Annotated in this window: 15 protein-coding genes and 1 tRNA gene; 9 read left to right on the top strand and 7 right to left on the bottom strand. The window is 72.1% G+C overall.

Going from position 1 to position 17900, the window contains the following annotated elements; genetic code table 11:
* Nucleotides 1-9 precede the first annotated feature (9 nt).
* Complete coding sequence (gene hutU / locus ACIPUC_RS29110; RefSeq protein ID WP_446593309.1) at nt 10-1674, bottom strand: urocanate hydratase; 1665 nt, start codon at nt 1672-1674, stop codon at nt 10-12.
* A 104-nt stretch (nt 1675-1778) separates the two neighbouring features.
* On the opposite strand from hutU, the gene ACIPUC_RS29105 reads away from it, so the two are divergent.
* Nucleotides 1779-3116, top strand: a complete 1338-nt coding sequence (locus ACIPUC_RS29105) for a diaminopimelate decarboxylase (RefSeq protein ID WP_446593308.1) — start codon at nt 1779-1781, stop codon at nt 3114-3116.
* 33 nt (nt 3117-3149) lie between these two features.
* Here the strand turns inward: ACIPUC_RS29105 and ACIPUC_RS29100 are convergent, their stop codons facing one another.
* Entirely contained in the window at nt 3150-3710 is a 561-nt protein-coding gene (locus ACIPUC_RS29100) for a TetR/AcrR family transcriptional regulator (RefSeq protein WP_446593306.1), read from the bottom strand.
* Nucleotides 3711-3817: 107 nt separating this feature from the next.
* Between ACIPUC_RS29100 and ACIPUC_RS29095 the strand changes: the two genes are divergently transcribed.
* The gene (locus ACIPUC_RS29095; RefSeq protein WP_446593304.1) at nt 3818-4981 is read left to right on the top strand and encodes an FAD-dependent oxidoreductase; all 1164 of its coding nucleotides are present in this window, start codon (nt 3818-3820) and stop codon (nt 4979-4981) included.
* A 44-nt stretch (nt 4982-5025) separates the two neighbouring features.
* Here ACIPUC_RS29095 and ACIPUC_RS29090 read toward each other — a convergent pair whose 3' ends face one another.
* A complete protein-coding gene (locus tag ACIPUC_RS29090) occupies nt 5026-5868 on the bottom strand; it encodes a MurR/RpiR family transcriptional regulator (protein ID WP_446593302.1) in 843 nt (280 codons plus the stop codon).
* Between the two features lie 140 nt (nt 5869-6008).
* Between ACIPUC_RS29090 and ACIPUC_RS29085 the strand changes: the two genes are divergently transcribed.
* Nucleotides 6009-6383 carry a hypothetical protein gene (locus tag ACIPUC_RS29085; protein ID WP_446593301.1) on the top strand — a complete coding sequence of 125 codons (375 nt, stop codon included), beginning with the start codon at nt 6009-6011 and terminating at the stop codon, nt 6381-6383.
* Nucleotides 6384-6765: 382 nt separating this feature from the next.
* Here the strand turns inward: ACIPUC_RS29085 and ACIPUC_RS29080 are convergent, their stop codons facing one another.
* On the bottom strand, nt 6766-8151 hold the full coding sequence (locus ACIPUC_RS29080; protein ID WP_446593399.1) for a cystathionine beta-synthase: 1386 nt from the start codon (nt 8149-8151) through the stop codon (nt 6766-6768).
* 134 nt (nt 8152-8285) lie between these two features.
* Between ACIPUC_RS29080 and ACIPUC_RS29075 the strand changes: the two genes are divergently transcribed.
* The 3 genes from ACIPUC_RS29075 to ACIPUC_RS29065 all read left to right on the top strand — a co-directional run bounded on the left by ACIPUC_RS29075 (nt 8286) and on the right by ACIPUC_RS29065 (nt 12183).
* The gene (locus ACIPUC_RS29075; protein ID WP_446593300.1) at nt 8286-9320 is read left to right on the top strand and encodes an SGNH/GDSL hydrolase family protein; all 1035 of its coding nucleotides are present in this window, start codon (nt 8286-8288) and stop codon (nt 9318-9320) included.
* A 239-nt stretch (nt 9321-9559) separates the two neighbouring features.
* Nucleotides 9560-10780: an acetyl-CoA C-acetyltransferase gene (locus ACIPUC_RS29070; RefSeq protein WP_446593299.1), complete on the top strand. Its 1221-nt coding sequence runs from the start codon at nt 9560-9562 to the stop codon at nt 10778-10780.
* 572 nt (nt 10781-11352) lie between these two features.
* Entirely contained in the window at nt 11353-12183 is an 831-nt protein-coding gene (locus tag ACIPUC_RS29065; protein ID WP_446593398.1) for a hypothetical protein, read from the top strand.
* Here ACIPUC_RS29065 and ACIPUC_RS29060 read toward each other — a convergent pair.
* A complete protein-coding gene (locus ACIPUC_RS29060; protein ID WP_446593297.1) occupies nt 12167-12502 on the bottom strand; it encodes a hypothetical protein in 336 nt (111 codons plus the stop codon). The genes ACIPUC_RS29065 and ACIPUC_RS29060 overlap by 17 nt on opposite strands.
* Before the next feature lie 101 nt (nt 12503-12603).
* On the opposite strand from ACIPUC_RS29060, the gene ACIPUC_RS29055 reads away from it, so the two are divergent.
* The gene (locus ACIPUC_RS29055) at nt 12604-12834 is read left to right on the top strand and encodes a DUF4287 domain-containing protein (RefSeq protein WP_069920555.1); all 231 of its coding nucleotides are present in this window, start codon (nt 12604-12606) and stop codon (nt 12832-12834) included.
* A gap of 120 nt (nt 12835-12954) precedes the next feature.
* Here ACIPUC_RS29055 and ACIPUC_RS29050 read toward each other — a convergent pair whose 3' ends face one another.
* Both ACIPUC_RS29050 and ACIPUC_RS29045 read right to left on the bottom strand, forming a co-directional pair.
* A complete protein-coding gene (locus ACIPUC_RS29050) occupies nt 12955-13809 on the bottom strand; it encodes a Bax inhibitor-1/YccA family protein (protein WP_446593295.1) in 855 nt (284 codons plus the stop codon).
* A gap of 145 nt (nt 13810-13954) precedes the next feature.
* Nucleotides 13955-14036: transfer RNA gene (locus ACIPUC_RS29045), tRNA-Leu, on the bottom strand.
* 460 nt (nt 14037-14496) lie between these two features.
* Between ACIPUC_RS29045 and ACIPUC_RS29040 the strand changes: the two genes are divergently transcribed.
* Together ACIPUC_RS29040 and ACIPUC_RS29035 are read left to right on the top strand one after the other, a co-directional pair.
* A complete protein-coding gene (locus ACIPUC_RS29040; RefSeq protein WP_446593396.1) occupies nt 14497-15261 on the top strand; it encodes an ABC transporter ATP-binding protein in 765 nt (254 codons plus the stop codon).
* 62 nt (nt 15262-15323) lie between these two features.
* A complete protein-coding gene (locus ACIPUC_RS29035) occupies nt 15324-17876 on the top strand; it encodes an ABC transporter permease (protein ID WP_446593293.1) in 2553 nt (850 codons plus the stop codon).
* The last annotated feature ends 24 nt before the right edge of the window (nt 17877-17900 follow it).

The following is a 17900-nucleotide window of genomic DNA, read 5'->3' as shown; positions in this document are numbered from 1 at the left end:
CGTGGAACGTCACGCTTCGTCGCCCTCGCGCATGGGGACGCGGACGCCGCGCTCGTCCGCCACGGACTCGGCGATGTCGTAGCCGGCGTCGACGTGCCGGATGACGCCCATGCCCGGGTCGTTGGTGAGGACCCGGCGGATCTTCTCGCCGGCGAGCGGGGTGCCGTCGGCGACCGTGACCTGGCCCGCGTGGATGGAGCGGCCCATGCCGACGCCGCCGCCGTGGTGCAGGGAGACCCAGGAGGCGCCGGAGGCGACGTTGACCATCGCGTTGAGCAGCGGCCAGTCGGCGATGGCGTCGGAGCCGTCGAGCATGGCCTCGGTCTCGCGGTACGGGGAGGCCACCGATCCGCAGTCGAGGTGGTCGCGGCCGATGACCAGCGGGGCGGCCAGCTCACCGGAGGCGACCATGTCGTTGAAGCGCTCGCCGGCCTTGTCGCGCTCGCCGTAGCCGAGCCAGCAGATGCGCGCGGGCAGGCCCTGGAAGTGGACGCGCTCGCCCGCCATCTTGATCCAGCGGTGCAGGGACTCGTTCTCCGGGAAGAGGTCGAGCATCGCCTTGTCGGTCTTGTGGATGTCCGAGGCCTCGCCCGAGAGCGCCGCCCAGCGGAAGGGGCCCTTGCCCTCGCAGAACAGCGGCCGGATGTAGGCGGGGACGAAGCCGGGGAAGGCGAAGGCGCGGTCGTAGCCGGCCAGCTGGGCCTCGCCGCGGATGGAGTTGCCGTAGTCGAAGACCTCGGCGCCCGCGTCCATGAAGCCGACCATGGCCTCGACGTGGCGGGCCATCGACTCGCGGGCCCGGGTGGTGAAGCCCGCCGGGTCCTTGGCCGCGTAGGAGGCCATGTCGTCGAAGTCCACGCCGGTCGGCAGGTAGGCGAGCGGGTCGTGCGCGGAGGTCTGGTCCGTGACGATGTCGATGGGCGCGCCCTCGGCCAGCATCTGCGGGAGCAGGTCGGCGGCGTTGCCGAGCAGGCCGATGGAGAGCGGCTTGCGGGCGTCGCGGGCCTCGACGGCCAGCTGGAGGGCGTGGCGCAGGTTGTCGGCCTTCACGTCCAGGTAGCGGTGCTCGATGCGGCGGTCGATGGCGCGCGGGTCGACGTCGATGCAGAGGGCGACGCCGTCGTTCATCGTCACGGCGAGCGGCTGGGCGCCGCCCATGCCGCCGAGGCCGGCGGTGAGGGTGATGGTGCCGGCGAGGGTTCCCCCGAACTTCTTGGCAGCGACGGCCGCGAAGGTCTCGTAGGTGCCCTGGAGGATGCCCTGGGTGCCGATGTAGATCCACGAACCGGCGGTCATCTGCCCGTACATGGTCAGGCCGAGCTGCTCCAGGCGCCGGAACTCCTCCCAGTTGGCCCAGTCGCCGACCAGGTTGGAGTTGGCGAGCAGGACGCGCGGGGCCCACTCGTGGGTCTGCATCACGCCGACCGGGCGGCCGGACTGGACGAGCATCGTCTCGTCCTGCTTGAGGGTCTGGAGGGTGCGGACCATCGCGTCGTACGAGCGCCAGTCGCGCGCGGCCTTGCCGGTTCCGCCGTAGACGACGAGCTTGTCGGGGTGCTCGGCGACCTCGGGGTCGAGGTTGTTCTGGAGCATCCGCAGCGCGGCCTCCTGCTGCCATCCCAGGGTGCTGAGCTCGGTGCCGCGCGCGGCACGTACGGGGCGGGGTCCTGACATGGCGGTGCCTCCTCCGATGTTGGTCAATCCATTCACATCCTGACCTCCTGAATAGATTCAGTCAACAGCTGCGCCCGCCTCCTTCGGATGATGGGATGGCGGACATGGCTGCCGACATGGACCCGGAACGCGCCGCCGCGCGCCGCGATCTGGCCGTACGGGCCGCCGTCGAACAGGGGCTGCTGGACTCCGAGCCCCTGGTCTGCCTGCTGGACACGGCCGGGATCCGGGCCTCCGCCGCCGCCCTGGCCGCCGCCTTCGCGGCCGTGCTGGTGCCCGGTACGCCCGTCCTGCACGCCTTCGCGGTCAAGGCCGCCCCGCTCGTCCCGGTGCTGCGGCTGCTGGCCGACGCCGGGCTCGGCTGCGAGGTGGCCGGCCCCGGCGAGCTGGCCCTGGCCCGGGCGGCCGGGGTGGGGGCGGAGCGGACCGTCCTGGACTCCCCCGCCAAGACCGCGGCCGAACTGCGCGAGGCCCTGGCCCTGGGCATCGCCGTCAACGCCGACAGCCGGCAGGAGCTGGAGCGGCTCGACGCGCTCCTCGCCGCGGCGCCCTCCGCGTCCCCGGTCGGCGTACGGATCAACCCGCAGACCGGGGCCGGCACCATCGACGCCCTGTCCACGGCCACCGCGACCTCCAAGTTCGGGATCGCGCTGCGCGACCCGGGCGCCCGGGAGTGGCTGGTACGGGCCTTTCTGGACCGGCCGCGGCTGACCCGGCTGCACATCCACTCGGGCTCGCAGGGCGTCCCGCTGCCGCTGATCGCCGAAGGCGTACGGGAACTGCACGCACTGGCCGAGGAGATCAACGCGGCGGCCGGGCGCCGCCAGGTCGACACCCTCGACATCGGCGGCGGCCTGCCGGTGAACTTCGCCTCGGACGACCCGGCGCCGACGTACGCGGAGTACGTGTCCGCCCTGCGCGAGGCGGTGCCCAGCCTCTTCGACGGCTCGTACGGCCTGGTCACGGAGTTCGGGCGGTCCCTGCTGGCCAAGCACGGGCTGGTCCTGGCCCGCGTCGAGTACACCAAGACCACCGGGTCCCGCCCGATCGCGCTCACCCACGCGGGGGTCCAGCTGGCGACCCGCACGGTCTACGCCCCGGCGGCGTGGCCGCTGCGGATCCTGCCGTACGACGCGAAGGGCGCCCCCAAGGACGGCGACCCGGTGGCCCAGGACATCGCCGGTCCGGCCTGCTTCGCGGGGGATCTGCTCGCGACGGCCCGGGAGCTGCCGCGGCTCGCCCCTGGCGACCTGATCGGCGTGCCGGACACGGGCGCGTACTTCTTCACCGCCCACTACGGCTACAACAGCCTGCCGCGCCCGGCGGTGCACGGCTTCGCCGTCTCCCCGGCCGGGGTCCGCTTCAGCCTTGCCCGGCCGGCGCAGAGCATGTCCGCGATCGTCGCGGAAGCAGGCGGCGACTTCCGCGACGCCCTGCTGTAACCGCCGCGAGCCCCTGCGGGCGATCCTTCGGCGTCAGGGGGCCGAGACGGTGGCCGCCAGGGCCGGGGCCAGGCCCGTGACGAGCTCGTCCGGGGTCAGCGAGGTCACCGCGGGCAGGCGCAGCAGGTAGCGGGTCAGGGCCAGGCCCAGCAGCTGGGCAGAGACCAGGCCCGCCACCCGCGCGGCCCGCTCAGGGCCGAGCGCGGCCGCCAGCGCGGGCGCGACCTGCGTGGCGAACACGTCCCGCATCCGGGCCGCCGCCCGGTCGTTCGTCACCGCCGACCGCAGCAGCACCAGCAGCGCGTCGTCGCCCGGCTCGCCCTCCCACCGCGCAACGAAGTGCCGTACCAGCGCCGAGGGGAGCTCGGCGGCGGGCAGGGCGGCCAGGTCCGGCAGGCGGAGGTCTACGGCCAGGGCGGCGTCGAAGAGCCGCTCCTTGCTCCCGAAGTAGCGCATGACCATCGAGGGGTCGATCTCCGCGTCCGCGGCCACCGCGCGAATGGTGGTGCGCTCGTATCCCTGCGCGGCGAAGCGGTCCCGCGCGGCATGCAGGATCGCGGCCCGGGTGTGGTCGGAGGAGCGTCGTACCGTCATGCCAACAATCGTAGGCCAACAACCGTTGACATACCAGCGAGAGGGGGCGCACTCTGATGCCAACAGTCGTTGGCCAACAATCGTTGGCCCGCCGGAGGAGGCTCCGCATGACCCGCACCGCCGCACTCCCGCTCCCCGACCGCACCGAGGTCGCGATCGTCGGCGCCGGACCCACCGGTCTGACCCTCGCCGTGACCCTGGCCGAGGCCGGCATCCCGTTCGTCCTCCTCGACCGGCAGGCGCAGACCGCCAGGACCTCCCGTGCGGGCGTCGTGCACGCCCGCACGCTGGAGGTCTTCGACGCGCTGGACCCGACCCGCGCCCTCTCCGCGGAGCTGATCGGCCGCGGGCTCCCGGTCGACCGGTTCCGGATCCGGGAAGGGGCCCGCGCGCTCGGTACGGTCGCCTTCGACGGCCTGCGCACGGCCTATCCGTACGCCCTCATGACCCCGCAGTACGAGACCGAGGCCGTCCTGCTGGCCCGCCTTCGCGCCCTCGGCGGGGACGTGCACCGGCCGTACGAGGTCACCGGCATCACCCAGGACGCCGACGGGGTCACCCTCACCACCGCCACCGGCGAAACCCTGCGCGCCGACCGCGCCGTGGGCGCCGACGGCATGCACAGCACGGTCCGTGAGGCGGCGGGCATCGCCTTCTCCGGCAGCGCGTACGAGGAGTCCTTCGTCCTCGCCGACGTCGCCATGGACTGGAAGCCGGGCCGCGACGAGGTCTCCCTGACCTTCGGCCCCGCCGGCATGATGGTGGTCGGGCCGCTCCCCGGCGACCGCTACCGCATCGTCGCCACCCAGGCCCAGGCACCCGCCGAGCCCGGCCTCGGCCACGTCCAGCGCCTGCTGGACGAACGCGCCCCCGGCCAGGCCGCCGTCACCGAACTCTTCTGGTCGTCCCGGTTCCGGGTCCACCACCGGGTCGCGGACCGCTACCGCGCGGGCCGGCTGCTGCTCGCCGGTGACGCCGCACACGTGCACAGCCCCGCCGGCGGCCAGGGCATGAACACCGGGATCCAGGACGCGTACGCCCTCGGCCGCGCCCTCGCCACCGGCGACCTGGACGCCTACGAGGCCGTCCGCCGGCCCGTCGCCCTGAACGTGGTGGCCTTCACGGACCGGATGACCCGCGTCGCCACGACCCGCAACCCGGCCCTGCGCCGCCTGCGCAACACCGCGCTGGGCCTCGGCGCCCGCATCCCCGCCGCGCGGAACCGCCTGGCGGCCCGGCTCGCCGGGCTGACGACCCCCCGACCGCACTGACGCCACGGCTGTGACCGCGCGCGTCCACCGGGCTCAGCGCCCGCTCACTCCACGAACAGCCCGCGCGCGGCCGCCCGCGCGTCGAAGGCCTCCAGCCGTGCCTGGGCGTCCGGCAGCGCGTCCGCCATCGCCTCCAGCAAAACCCGGCCCAGCAGCATCGGCGCACACGCCGTGTCGAAGGCAAGACCGGTGCCGACCGGCGCCGGGATCAGCAGGTCCGAGTGGCGGGCCACCGGCGCGAAGGCCGAATCGGCGACCGTCACCACGGTCAGCCCGGCCCGCCGGGAGCGCTCCAGGGCGTCCACCACCTCCCGGGGGTGGCGCGGGAGCGCGAAGCAGAGCAGCGCCGAGGCCCCCGCGCCGACGGCGGCGTCGATCCGGTCCTCCATCATCGAGCCGCCCTCGTCGAGGAGGCGTACGTCCGGGTGCACCTTGGCGGCGAAGTACGCGAACCCGCGCGCCTGCGAGGACGCCGCCCGCAGCCCGAGCACCGGCAGCGGGGTGGAGGCGGCCAGCAGCCGGCCCGCCTCCTGGACGGGCGAGGGGTCGGCGAGCATCTCCGCGAGCTGCCTCAGGTTCTCGATCTCGCCCCGCACGGCTTGCTGGTACTCGTTGTACGCGTCCTCGTGCGCCGTGTCCGGCCGCTCGGCCGGGGCCACCTCGCGCAGGTGCCGGCGCAGGGCGGGATACCCGTCGAAGCCCAGCGCCACCGCGAACCGGGTCACCGAGGGCTGGCTCACCCCGGCCAGCTCGGCGAGTTCCACGCTCGACAGGAAGGGCACCTCCGCCGCCCCGCGCACCATGCAGTGCGCGATCCGCCGCTGGGTCGGCGTCAGCCGGTGCCCCTCGAACAGCTTCTGCAGCCGCGCGGCCGGGCTGTCGCTCATTCCCGTCCCCTCCGTCCCGGTGAGATATTCAGTCACCGAGCACTCTGCATGTGGTTATGCAGCACGGCAAGCCGCGACCGGGGGGCGATACGGGGCTAGCCCCAGTGCGGGGGCCCTGCGGCGCTTCCTACGGTGGGGTCATGGACGCGCACGCCCGAGAGCTGAAGAAGGAACTCGACGCCACCCTGGACGCCCGGCGGGAGCTGGGTCCGGAGTACGAGGCCGCGCTGGTGGACTCGTTCGTCGAGAAGGTCGAAACGCAAGTCCGGCGGCGGCTCGCGGAGGAACGCCTGTCCGCGGCCCGCGGGGGCGGCGGGGAGCGCCGCCCCGATCCGGCGGAGGGGAACTTCGGCGAACGCTTCGGCTTCGCGATCATCACGCTGGTGCTGGCGATTCCGCTGTCGGCCATCGCCGCGACGCAAGCCCATCTGCCGGGCCTGCTGATCGCCTGGGGCGGCATCCTGGGCGTGAACTTCATCCACGCCAAGCGCCTCCGGCGGCGGCGCGTCGCATAAGGGCCGGGAGCGGCGCCGCTGCGGGCTCCGCCCCAGGGCAAAGGATGTGCGCGGGGACCGCCGCACCCCGGTTGCCCGGGGGCGGGACGACGGCGGTCCCCGCGATGGACACGGGCCGGGTCAGGGCCGTCCGCGTCCGGTGGCGTCCACGCGGTCCGGGAGCCGCTCCGGAAGTGCGCAACGCCGTTCGGTGGTGCGGCCGGAGCGTTCCCGCTCCTGCCGACAACCACCACTGTGCCGGAGCCGTGTTAAGCCGGTGCTGCCGCTACGTGTCGGGCCCGTACCGTTTGCGCGACCTCCCGCCGCCGGACCCGCCCGGGGACCCGAAGGCCCGGGACCCGGGTTCGCCCGGGTCCCGTACCCGCCTCAAGCGAGCCGCAGGCTACTTGGCGGCCTTGGCCAGGAACGCCAGCAGGTCCTGGCGGCTGACGACGCCCGTCGGCTTGCCCTCGACCAGCACGATCGCCGCGTCCGCCTCGCCGAGCACCGCCATCAGTTCGGACACCGGCTCGCCGGAGCCCACCTGCGGCAGCGGGGCGCTCATGTGCTTCTCCAGCGGGTCGTTCAGCGAGGCCCGCTGCGCGAACAGCGCGGCGAGGAGCTCCTTCTCCACCACGGAGCCGATGACCTCGGCGGCCATCACGTCCGGGTGGCCGGCGCCCGGCTTGACGATCGGCATCTGGGAGACGCCGTACTCGCGCAGCACCTCGATGGCCTCGCCGACCGTCTCCTCGGGGTGCATGTGGACGAGGGAGGGGATGCCGCCCTCCTTGTCGTTCAGCACGTCGCCGATGCGGGCGGAGGGCCCGGCCTCCTCGAGGAAGCCGTGTCCGGCCATCCACTCGTCGCTGAAGATCTTGCTGAGGTAGCCGCGGCCGCTGTCCGGCAGCAGGACGACGACCACGTCGTCGGGGCCGAGGCCCTCGGCCGCCTTCAGCGCGGCGACGACCGCCATGCCGCAGGAGCCGCCGACCAGCAGACCCTCTTCCTTCGCCAGCCGGCGGGTCATCTGGAAGGAGTCCTTGTCGGACACCGCGATGATCTCGTCGGTCACGTTCGGGTCGTACGCCGTCGGCCAGAAGTCCTCGCCGACGCCCTCGACGAGGTACGGACGGCCCGAGCCGCCGGAGTAGACCGAGCCCTCGGGGTCGGCGCCGATGACCTTGACCTTCCCGCCGCTGACCTCCTTGAGGTAGTTGCCGGTACCGGAGATCGTGCCGCCCGTGCCGACGCCCGCGACGAAGTGGGTGATCTTCCCGTCCGTCTGCTCCCACAGCTCGGGACCGGTGGTCTCGTAGTGCGAACGGGGGTTGTTCGGGTTGCTGTACTGGTCGGGCTTCCAGGCCCCCGGCGTCTCGCGCACGAGGCGGTCGGACACGTTGTAGTACGAGTCCGGGTGCTCGGGGTCGACGGCGGTCGGGCAGACCACGACCTCGGCCCCGTAGGCCCGCAGGACGTTGATCTTGTCCAGGGAGACCTTGTCGGGGCAGACGAAGATGCACTTGTAGCCCTTTTGCTGGGCCACGATGGCGAGTCCTACACCCGTGTTGCCGCTGGTCGGCTCAACGATGGTGCCACCGGGCTTGAGGGCTCCGCTCTGCTCGGCGGCCTCGATCATCCGTACGGCGATCCGGTCCTTCACGGAGCCGCCGGGATTGAAGTACTCGACCTTCGCAAGGACGGTGGCCTGGAGGCCTTCGGTCACACGGTTGAGCTTCACCAGCGGGGTGTTGCCGACGAGGCTGATCATCGAGTCGTGGAATTGCACCATGTTCTCCAAGGAGGGGACTCCACGGGTTCTCCGGGAGGCAGGGCCAGAGTATGCGGAAAGGGATTGGCCGACCGTGCGTACGGGGCAGGAAGGTCAACAGGAGCAGCCAGGGAAGCGAGGTGGCCTGAAGGGTGTCCAGGGCGAGAACGGCCCGCCGGATCGCGGCGGGGGCAGCGTACGGCGGGGGCGGACTCGGGCTGGTCGGGGTCGCCGCGGTGGGACTGGTGCTGGCCGAGATGCAGTTCGCCAAGCGGACGGTGGGCACCGGGCTGCCGGACCCGCCGCGCGCCGACGGGCTCTACGGGAGCGAGTTCGGCGGGCCGGAACACGTGCTGCACAGGGAAGGGCCGGGGCCGCTGCGCCTGGCCATGCTGGGCGACTCCACGGCCGCGGGGCTGGGCGTACGGCGGGCCCGGCAGACTCCGGCGGCCCTGCTGGCCTCCGGGCTGGCGGCGGTCGCCGAGCGGCCCGTCGAGCTGCGCAACGTGGCCCTGTCGGGCGCCATGTCGGACGACCTGGACCGGCAGGTGGGCCTGCTGCTCGACGGGCCGGCCGGCGGGGGCGCGCAGGCCCCGGACGTGTGCGTGATCATGATCGGCGCGAACGACGTGACGCGGCGGATGCCGCCGACCCAGTCGGTGCGCTGCCTGACCTCGGCCGTGCGGCGGCTGCGGCTCGCGGGGGCCGAGGTCGTCGTCGGCACCTGCCCGGACCTGGGCACGATCGAGCCGGTGTACCAGCCGCTGCGCTGGGTGGCCCGGCGGGTCTCGCGCCAGCTGGCCGCCGCGCAGACCATAGGGGTGGTGGCGCTGGGCGCCCGTACGGTCTCCATGGGAGATCTGCTGGGCCCCGAGTTCGCCGCGAACCCGCGCGAGATGTTCGGCCCGGACTCCTACCACCCCTCGGCGGAGGGGTACGCGACCGCCGCCATGGCCGTGCTGCCGACCCTGTGCGCGGCGCTCGGGCTGTGGCCTGAGTCCGACCGGCTGGACGTGTCCCGGGACGAGGACATGCTGCTCGTGGCCAAGGCGGCGTCGGCCGCGGCCGGCCAGGCGGGCACGGAGGTCACGGCGGCCCGCGGCCCCTGGGCCCTGCTCAAGCACCGCCGCCGCCGCCGGGTCCAGGCCGAGGAGCTCCCGTCCCCGGTCACCTCCGGCCCGGCCTGACCGCACGTCACCGACCTGGGCTCCGCCCCGGATCCTCCCCCGGATCCGGACGTAGTCTGGGGAGCGTCCGGGGCGGAGCCCCGGCAGCGGTGCCGCGCCCGTCGGCGGTGCGGGCCACGCCCCGGGGGCGCCAACCCCGCGGGAGCGACCGGCATCACACCCCCCGCCCGGTGAATTCCACCGTACGGGGCGGTAACTTCGCATGCGGTCCCGCAACGACGCACCCCCTTGGAGCCCCGATGCCCGAAGCCGTCATCGTTTCCACCGCCCGCTCGCCCATCGGGCGCGCCTTCAAGGGGTCCCTCAAGGACGTCCGCCCGGACGACCTGACCGCGACGATCATCCAGGCCGCGCTCGCCAAGGTCCCCGAGCTGGACCCGCGCCAGATCGACGACCTGATGCTCGGCTGCGGCCTCCCCGGCGGCGAGCAGGGCCACAACCTCGGCCGTATCGTCGCCGTGCAGATGGGCATGGACCACCTGCCGGGCCTCACGGTCACCCGGTACTGCTCCTCCTCTCTCCAGACCTCCCGGATGGCCCTGCACGCCATCAAGGCCGGCGAGGGCGACGTGTTCATCTCGGCCGGTGTCGAGATGGTCTCCCGGTCCGTGAAGGGGTCCTCCGACGGCCTGCCGGACACCCACAACCCGCTCTTCGCGGACGCGGAGGCCCGTACGGCCGCCGTCGCGCAGAGCGAGGGCGCGTCCTGGCACGACCCGCGCGAGGACGGCCTGGTCCCCGACGCGTACATCGCGATGGGGCAGACCGCCGAGAACCTGGCCCGCCTCAAGGGCGTGACCCGCCAGGACATGGACGAGTTCGGCGTCCGCTCGCAGAACCTGGCCGAGGCCGCCATCAAGAACGGCTTCTGGGAGCGGGAGATCACCCCGGTCACCACCCCGGACGGCACGGTCGTCTCCGCCGACGACGGCCCGCGCGCCGGCGTGACCCTGGAGGGCGTCTCGGGCCTCAAGCCCGTCTTCCGCCCCGACGGCCTGGTCACCGCCGCCAACTGCTGCCCGCTCAACGACGGCGCCGCGGCGCTGGTCATCATGAGCGACACCAAGGCGCGCGAGCTGGGCCTGACCCCGCTGGCCCGGATCGTCTCCACCGGTGTCACCGGCCTCTCCCCCGAGATCATGGGCCTGGGCCCGGTCGAGGCGTCGAAGCAGGCCCTGAAGCGGGCCGGCCTGACGGTCGGCGACATCGACCTGTTCGAGATCAACGAGGCCTTCGCGGCGCAGGTCATCCCGTCCTACCGGGACCTGGAGATCCCGCTGGACAAGCTGAACGTCAACGGCGGGGCCATCGCCGTCGGTCACCCGTTCGGGATGACCGGTGCCCGCATCACCGGCACCCTGATCAACAGCCTGCAGTTCCACGACAAGCAGTTCGGCCTCGAAACCATGTGCGTGGGCGGCGGCCAGGGCATGGCCATGGTCATCGAGCGGCTGAGCTGAGCCTGAGCGGAGGGTAGGGGTCGCCCGAGGAACGAGGGCGGCACCTGCCCGCAGCGGTGGCGAGGCTCAGCGCGACCAACAGAGCGAGCGGCTGAGCTGAGCCTGAGCGGAGGGTAGGGGTCGCCCGAGGAACGAGGGCGGCGCCTGCCCGCAGCGGTGGCGACGCTCAGCGCGACCGAAAGAAGCCGGCGGCTGAGCTGAGCCTGAGAACGAGGGCGGCACCTGTGCGTAGCGGCGGCGAAGCACAGCGCGACCGGCGAGGCGAGCGGCTGAGCCGACAGGATCAAGAGGGGCCCCAGGCGCCGCAAGGGATCCGGCCTTGATCCCTTGCCGCGTACTGACGCCAGATCTAACCCCGTCGCGGCCGACCTGTGACCGAATCTCCCCCAGGATGTGACCTATCTCCTGGGGGATCGGCATTTGTGCAGGTCAGACGATATGCAGACTGCGGCTTCAGGACGAAAGGCCTGTCCAATTCATGACGTAATGCACTGCATGCCATTCCCAGGTCAGGTCAAGCTGATGTAGGAAGTCGGGGGATCGAATCAATCAGGAGTTAGTCAGTGAGCGCCATGTCTCTTGCCCTGCTGCTGACCACGGCCGCTGCCACGGCCGTGGGCGCTGCTGCGCTGCACGCCGTCCACGGTCTGCGTAAGCAGGTCACGGCCCTGCGCGGCGAGCTGGCCATGCCGGTTCACCCGCGCGCTGCGACCGTCCCGCACGCCCGCAGCGCCGTGCAGTCCCCCGCCGCCGAGATACGAGCCGCCGTGGCCGAGGCCCTGGCCGAGGAGCGCGAGCGCGAGCTCGCCGAGGCGCGCGCCTTCTGGGCCGCCCAGGAGGCCCGTGACGCCGCCGACGCCTCCCCCCGCCTCGCCGGGGAGGCTCCCGGCGCGCTGCTGGGCGGCCTGCCCGGCCTCGGCGAGGACAGCCCTGTCTTCCTGCCCCGGCAGGCCGACATGGTGGGTCTGGAGCCCGCCCTGGGCGAGGACTCCGCGGAGGACTACCCCGAGGACTCGGCCGAGCTGGCCGCCGCCCGCCGGCGCCACCCCTCGCACCCCGACTTCGTCCCGGTCCAGGCGCACCACGGCGCCGACCACGAGCGCACCGTCAGCCGCCTCGAGGAGCTCGCGGAGGCCCGTACGGCCCTCGCGGACGTCCGCCCCGGCCCGCTGGGCACCCTGGACGTCTACGTCTTCACGGACGGCACCACGCTCTGCATGACCCCGGGACACCGGGAGACCGCGGAGCGGCTCGCCGAGGCCCTGCGGTCGGGCACCGCGCCGGTGCTGCTGGGCGGCTCGGGCATCTCCGGCGCCTACGCGCTCACCTTCTCCTGCGGTGACGCCGAGGACCCGGACAGCAACGTCTACATCCTCGCGGACCGCGTCATCGCATCGCTCTGACTTCCGCCTGCTCCACCAGCCGCACGGCCTCGTCCAGCATCTCGGACGGGGCCTTCGCGCTGTCCGGCTCCCCTACGGAGCGCAGCGCCTCGGCGAGGTCCCGTCCGGCCACCGCCACCTGGTCCCCCACGACGAAGATCCCCGCGTCCGGCACCTCCCGCGGCGGGAGGCCCTCCAGGGTCCGCGCCCGCGCGGCGAGCTCGCGGGCCAGCTCCAGTGCCGCGGCGGCGGCTCCTTGCCGCAGGCGGCTCTGCGGCGCGGCCCGCAGCCGGTCGGCGAAACGTTCCACGACGGCGGTCAGGGGCGAAGTATCAAGCACCCGGCCGACCCTACGCGCCGTCCCGGCACCATTGCCAACGGGCGAACTCTCCGGCACGGTGGCGTGAAGAGAACAGCACGGCGATACCTCCGGAGGCGCCCATGTCCGTAGAGTTCTCCGAGCAGACACACCGGAACATGATCGACAGAATCCCCCAGGCCACCGGTCGTGAGCTCTCCGACTGGCTCCGTACCGTCGACGAAGGCCCCTCCCTCGTCCGGTTCGAAGAGAAGGTCAGCTGGCTGCGCGGCGCGCACGAACTGTCCTACGGCCAGGCCAAGGCGATCATCCACGAGTACGACCTGCGCAGAGCCGCCCGCCGGTTCGGCTGAGCCCTCCCCCTCGCCCCCCCCGATCCCTGTCCCCGCGAACGCGGGAAGGCCCCGCGAGCAGCTGCTCGCGGGGCCTTCCCCCTGCTGTGGGACGGCAGCCTGGAGCGGCTGCCGGTCCTGCTAGTCGTCGCCCGAGAGGATCTGGAAGATGCGCAGCATCTCCAGGTAGATCCACACCAGGGTCAGCGTCAGACCGAAGGCGGCCAGCCAGGCCTCCTCGCGCGGGGCGCCGTACGCCAGCCCGTCCTCGACCTGCTTGAAGTCGAGGGCGAGGAAGCACGCGCCGAGGATGACGCCGATGGCGCCGAACAGCAGGCCGAGGCCGCCGCTGCGGAAGCCGAGGCCGTCACCGCCGCCGAAGAGCGCGAACAGCGAGTTCGCGACCATGAGCAGGATGAAGCCCAGGGCGGCGGCCATCACGAAGCCGGCGAAGCGCCGGTTGACCCGGATCCAGCCCATCTTGTAGGCGAGGAGCACGGCGGCGAAGACGCACATCGTGCCCATCACGGCCTGGATGACGACACCCGGGCTCATGTAGGTGCTGGTGGCCGCGCTGATGACGCCGAGGAAGACACCCTCCAGCGCCGCGTAGCCGAGGATCAGGGCCGGGACCGGCTTGCGCTTGAAGGACTGCACCATGGCCAGGACGAACGCGACGAGGGCCGCGCCGATGCCGATGCCGTACGACTTGCCCAGGTTGGCCGGGTCGACCGGCAGCAGGATCCAGGACAGGGTCGCCGTCACGATGAGCGTGCCGAGCGTCATGCCCGTGCGGCTCACGACGTCGTCCATGGTCATCGCGTTCGCGCGGACCGGCGCCTGCGGCATGCCCGTGGCCGGGTCGGTCGCATACGGGTTCGTCGCGTACGGGTTGGTCGCGGTCCCGGCCTGCTGGTGCTGCGCGTCAAACCCCGCGTAGCCACCGTTGTCGCGGCTGAACCCCCGTCGCGAGAAGACCGGGTTACTGCTCCTCATCTCACTCCTCCGTGGCCACCGAGCGCGGCCTTGCATCAAGAGTAATGCGCTCGCAAAGAAAGCACCCTACTGCTGGAGGAGGATCTTAGGAGAAGGCGCGGCAAAGCGCAGGGGATAACGGGCCCGACCCTCGCGGCCTACGGAGTGCCCGGAGCCGGACTTGAACCGGCACGGCCCGAAGGCCAGCGAGGTTTAAGCTCGCCGTGTCTGCATTCCACCATCCGGGCAGGGCGTGGCGGCCCCCGTGGAAAAAGCCTTGAACGCTGCGCCGAGCCTATCCGGAACGCCCTCGCCGCCAACGGGCCGTCTATCCGATGTTGTCTGATTTTATTGGCGCTTGAGGGGTCGTCAGGCCCGAGAACGCACGGTCGGCCCCTTCTCGGCGACGATCACGCCCGACGTGGGAATGACGGGATTTCGATGGCCCGCTGCGGGCCCGCCGCCCGGCCCGCGCCACCCCGCGCGCCACCCTCACCGCCACCCTCACCGCCGCCCGGTCGTCAGGGCCCTGTCATACCAGAGGAGGAGGCGGACGGACCCGCGGTCAGACTCCAGTGGGCCAGGGAACGGGCACCGCGGCTGATCCGGAGCGGGGGTGGGCGCGGCGACGATGGAGGCGTCCCGCAGACGGGCGGACCACCGCCGGTCCGCAGCCCCGCCCCGACAGGAGTCGCTTCCGTGACCACCATGAACTACGCCCCGCACACCACCCAGGCCGTGGCCGCCCGCGCCACCGGCCTCTCGAAGGTGTACGGCCAGGGCGAGACCCAGGTGGTCGCCCTCGACAACGTCTCCGTGGACTTCGCGCGGGGCCGGTTCACCGCGATCATGGGCCCCTCGGGCTCCGGCAAGTCCACGCTGATGCACTGCGTCGCCGGCCTGGACACGTTCTCCGCCGGCTCCGTGCGCCTCGGCGACACCGAGCTGGGGTCCCTCAAGGACAAGCAGCTCACCCAGCTGCGCCGGGACAAGATCGGATTCATCTTCCAGGCCTTCAACCTGCTGCCGACCCTGACGGCCCTGGAGAACATCACGCTCCCCATGGACATCGCGGGCCGCAAGCCCGACAAGCAGTGGCTGGACGCGGTGATCAGCATGGTCGGCCTCTCCGAGCGCCTCTCGCACCGCCCCACCCAGCTCTCCGGCGGCCAGCAGCAGCGCGTGGCCGTCGCGCGCGCCCTGGCCTCCCGCCCCGAGATCATCTTCGGCGACGAGCCCACCGGAAACCTCGACTCCCGCTCCGGCGCCGAGGTCCTGGGCTTCCTGCGCAACTCCGTCCGCGAGCTCGGCCAGACCGTCGTGATGGTCACCCACGACCCGGTCGCCGCCTCCTACGCGGACCGCGTCATCTTCCTCGCCGACGGCCGGATCGTCGACGAGGTGATCAGCCCCACCGCCGACGGCGTGCTGGACCGCATGAAGGCGTTCGACGCCAAGGGCCGCACCAGCTGAACCGGGGTCTCCCCCCCCCCATCAGCCCTCCTCCAGACTTCCAGCCCCAGGACTGAGACCCCATGTTCCGTACCGCCCTGCGCAACGTGCTCGCGCACAAGGCCAGGCTGCTGATGACGGTGCTCGCCGTCACCCTCGGCGTCGCCTTCGTGTCCGGCACCCTCGTCTTCACCGACACCCTCGAGAAGTCCCTCTCCGGCCAGTCCGCCAAGAGCTACGAAGGCGTGGCCGTCTCGGTCACCTCGTACGGCCAGAGCCGCGACGACAACGGCCAGAAGGAGGGCGAGCCCGGCATCGGCCAGGCGACCCTCGACAAGGTCAAGGCCCTCAAGGACGTCGACTCCGTCTCCGGCCGCGTCTCCGGCTTCGCCGGCGTGGGCGACGAGAACGGCAAGCTGATCGGCGCCGGCTGGTCCAACAAGGGCGCCAACTACGCGCCCGTCAAGGACGGCAAGGACCCGCGCTACTCCTTCGTCCAGGGCGCCGGGCCGGTCAAGGCCGGCGAGGTCGCGCTCGACAAGGCGACCGCGGACGCGGGCGCGTACAAGGTCGGCGACAAGGTCCGCGTCGCCACCAACGGCCCGGTCAAGGAGTACGCCCTCGCCGGTGTCTTCACCACCGAGGACGGCGCCGTCCAGGCCGGCGGCAGCCTGGTGCTCTTCGACACCAAGGTCGCCCAGGAGCTCTACCTCAAGCCCGGCTACTTCGAGGAGCTGTCGGTCGCCGCCAAGGCCGGCGCCTCCGCCGACCAGCTGCTCGCCGAGATCAAGCCGCTGCTCGACAGCAAGAACACCAAGGCGCAGACCGGCGCGGCGCTCGCCGCGGAGCAGGCCAAGGAGATCGAGAAGGGCCTGGGCCAGCTCGGCACCATGCTGCTCGTCTTCGCCGGGATCTCGCTGTTCGTCGGCGTCTTCCTCATCTACAACACCTTCACCATGCTGGTCACCCAGCGCACCAAGGAGCTGGCCCTGCTGCGCGCCGTCGGCGCCAACCGCGGCCAGGTCATGCGCTCGGTCCTCGCCGAGGCCCTGGTCGTCGGCACGCTGTCCGCCGTCATCGGCCTGATCAGCGGCATCGGCCTGGCCGTCGGCATCCGCTCCCTGATCGGCTCCTTCGGCGCCAAGCTCCCCGGCGGCAGCCTCGTGATCGCGCCGGCCACCGTGGTCGCTGCCCTGGTCGTCGGCATCCTGGTCACCACGGTCGCCGCGGTGCTGCCCGCCTGGCGCACCGGCCGGATCGCCCCGGTCGCCGCCATGGGCAGCGCCCACCTGCCGTCCAGCGCGAAGTCCCTGGTGCTGCGCAACGTCATCGGCTCGGTCATCGGCGTCCTCGCCGTCGGCCTGGTCCTGCTCGGCGTGTCCATGGGCAAGGACGAGGGCCGCATGGTGATCGGCGCGGGCGCGTTCTTCATGCTCATCGGCATGATCGTGCTGCTGCCGCTGCTCTCCAAGCCGGTCATCGCGGCCGTCCGCCCGCTGCTGCAGAAGGTGTTCGGGGTCCCCGGCAAGCTGGCCGCCCAGAACGCCGTCCGCAACCCGCGCCGCACCGCCGTCACCGCCGCCTCCCTGGCGATCGGCCTGACCCTGGTCACCACCCTGTCGGTGCTCGGCATCACCGTGGGCAAGGTTGTCGACCGCATGAGCACCGAGAAGCTCAAGGCGGACTACCGCGTCTCCATGGCGAGCGACATGGGCAGCCTGGACAAGTCGGTGGCCGAGACGCTGGCCAAGGCCCCCGGGATCAAGGCGGTCTCCCCGCAGGCGGCGGGCTACTTCATGGTCGGCGAGGACTTCCGCTCGGCCTCCGGCGTCAACCCGGCCACCATCGGCCAGATGCTGAACATCGAGGTCACCAGCGGTTCGCTGGACAGCCTCGGCAAGGGCGAGCTGGCGGTCGCCGAGAAGACCGCGAAGAAGCAGAGCCTCGCCGTCGGCTCCGCCCTCCAGGTCCGGTACGACGACGGCCGGGAGGGCACCCTGAAGGTCGGCGCGGTCTACAAGGACATGGACGGCCTGCTCTCCCCGTACGTCCTCGACAACAAGATCCTCAGCGAGCACGGCGAGGAGCAGTACGTCCGCGAGGTGTACGTCAACGTCGACGGCGGGGAATCCGCTGCCGGCCAGCAGAAGGTCGTCGACGCCCTCGGCAAGAACCCGGCCATCACCGTCGCCACCCAGCAGGACATGCGCAACGAGATGGGCGGCATGATCAACACGATGCTGAACATCATGTACGGCCTGCTCGGAATGGCGCTGATCATCTCGGTGCTCGGCGTGGTCAACACCCTGGCGATGTCCGTCTTCGAGCGGACCCAGGAGATCGGCATGCTGCGGGCGATCGGCCTCGACCGCAGCCGGGTCAAGAACATGATCCGCCTGGAAGCCGTGGTGATCTCGCTGTTCGGCGCGGTCCTGGGCGTCGCCATCGGCGTCTTCCTCGCCTGGGGCGTGGGCACCACGCTGGCGAATTCCATGCCGAACTACGAACTCGTCCTCCCGTGGGACCGGATCGGCGTCTTCCTCCTGCTGGCGGCCGTGGTCGGTGTCCTGGCCGCCATGTGGCCGGCCCGCAGCGCCGCCCGGCTGAACATGCTCACCGCCATCAAGACGGAGTAGCGGACCGGCTGTTCAGGACGTCCG

This window comes from Streptomyces sp. LARHCF249, from assembly GCF_052871255.1.
Note: the sequence above shows the minus strand (reverse complement) of the source record. Positions and strands in the feature narration are given on the sequence as shown.

Coding starts and splice junctions, on each gene's coding strand:
- hutU (WP_446593309.1), bottom strand. CDS start 1,674: ATGTCAGGACCCCGCCCCGTACGTGCCGCGCGCGGCACCGAGCTCAGC.
- ACIPUC_RS29105 (WP_446593308.1), top strand. CDS start 1,779: ATGGCTGCCGACATGGACCCGGAACGCGCCGCCGCGCGCCGCGATCTG.
- ACIPUC_RS29100 (WP_446593306.1), bottom strand. CDS start 3,710: ATGACGGTACGACGCTCCTCCGACCACACCCGGGCCGCGATCCTGCAT.
- ACIPUC_RS29095 (WP_446593304.1), top strand. CDS start 3,818: ATGACCCGCACCGCCGCACTCCCGCTCCCCGACCGCACCGAGGTCGCG.
- ACIPUC_RS29090 (WP_446593302.1), bottom strand. CDS start 5,868: ATGAGCGACAGCCCGGCCGCGCGGCTGCAGAAGCTGTTCGAGGGGCAC.
- ACIPUC_RS29085 (WP_446593301.1), top strand. CDS start 6,009: ATGGACGCGCACGCCCGAGAGCTGAAGAAGGAACTCGACGCCACCCTG.
- ACIPUC_RS29070 (WP_446593299.1), top strand. CDS start 9,560: ATGCCCGAAGCCGTCATCGTTTCCACCGCCCGCTCGCCCATCGGGCGC.
- ACIPUC_RS29065 (WP_446593398.1), top strand. CDS start 11,353: ATGTCTCTTGCCCTGCTGCTGACCACGGCCGCTGCCACGGCCGTGGGC.
- ACIPUC_RS29055 (WP_069920555.1), top strand. CDS start 12,604: ATGTCCGTAGAGTTCTCCGAGCAGACACACCGGAACATGATCGACAGA.
- ACIPUC_RS29050 (WP_446593295.1), bottom strand. CDS start 13,809: ATGAGGAGCAGTAACCCGGTCTTCTCGCGACGGGGGTTCAGCCGCGAC.
- ACIPUC_RS29040 (WP_446593396.1), top strand. CDS start 14,497: ATGAACTACGCCCCGCACACCACCCAGGCCGTGGCCGCCCGCGCCACC.
- ACIPUC_RS29035 (WP_446593293.1), top strand. CDS start 15,324: ATGTTCCGTACCGCCCTGCGCAACGTGCTCGCGCACAAGGCCAGGCTG.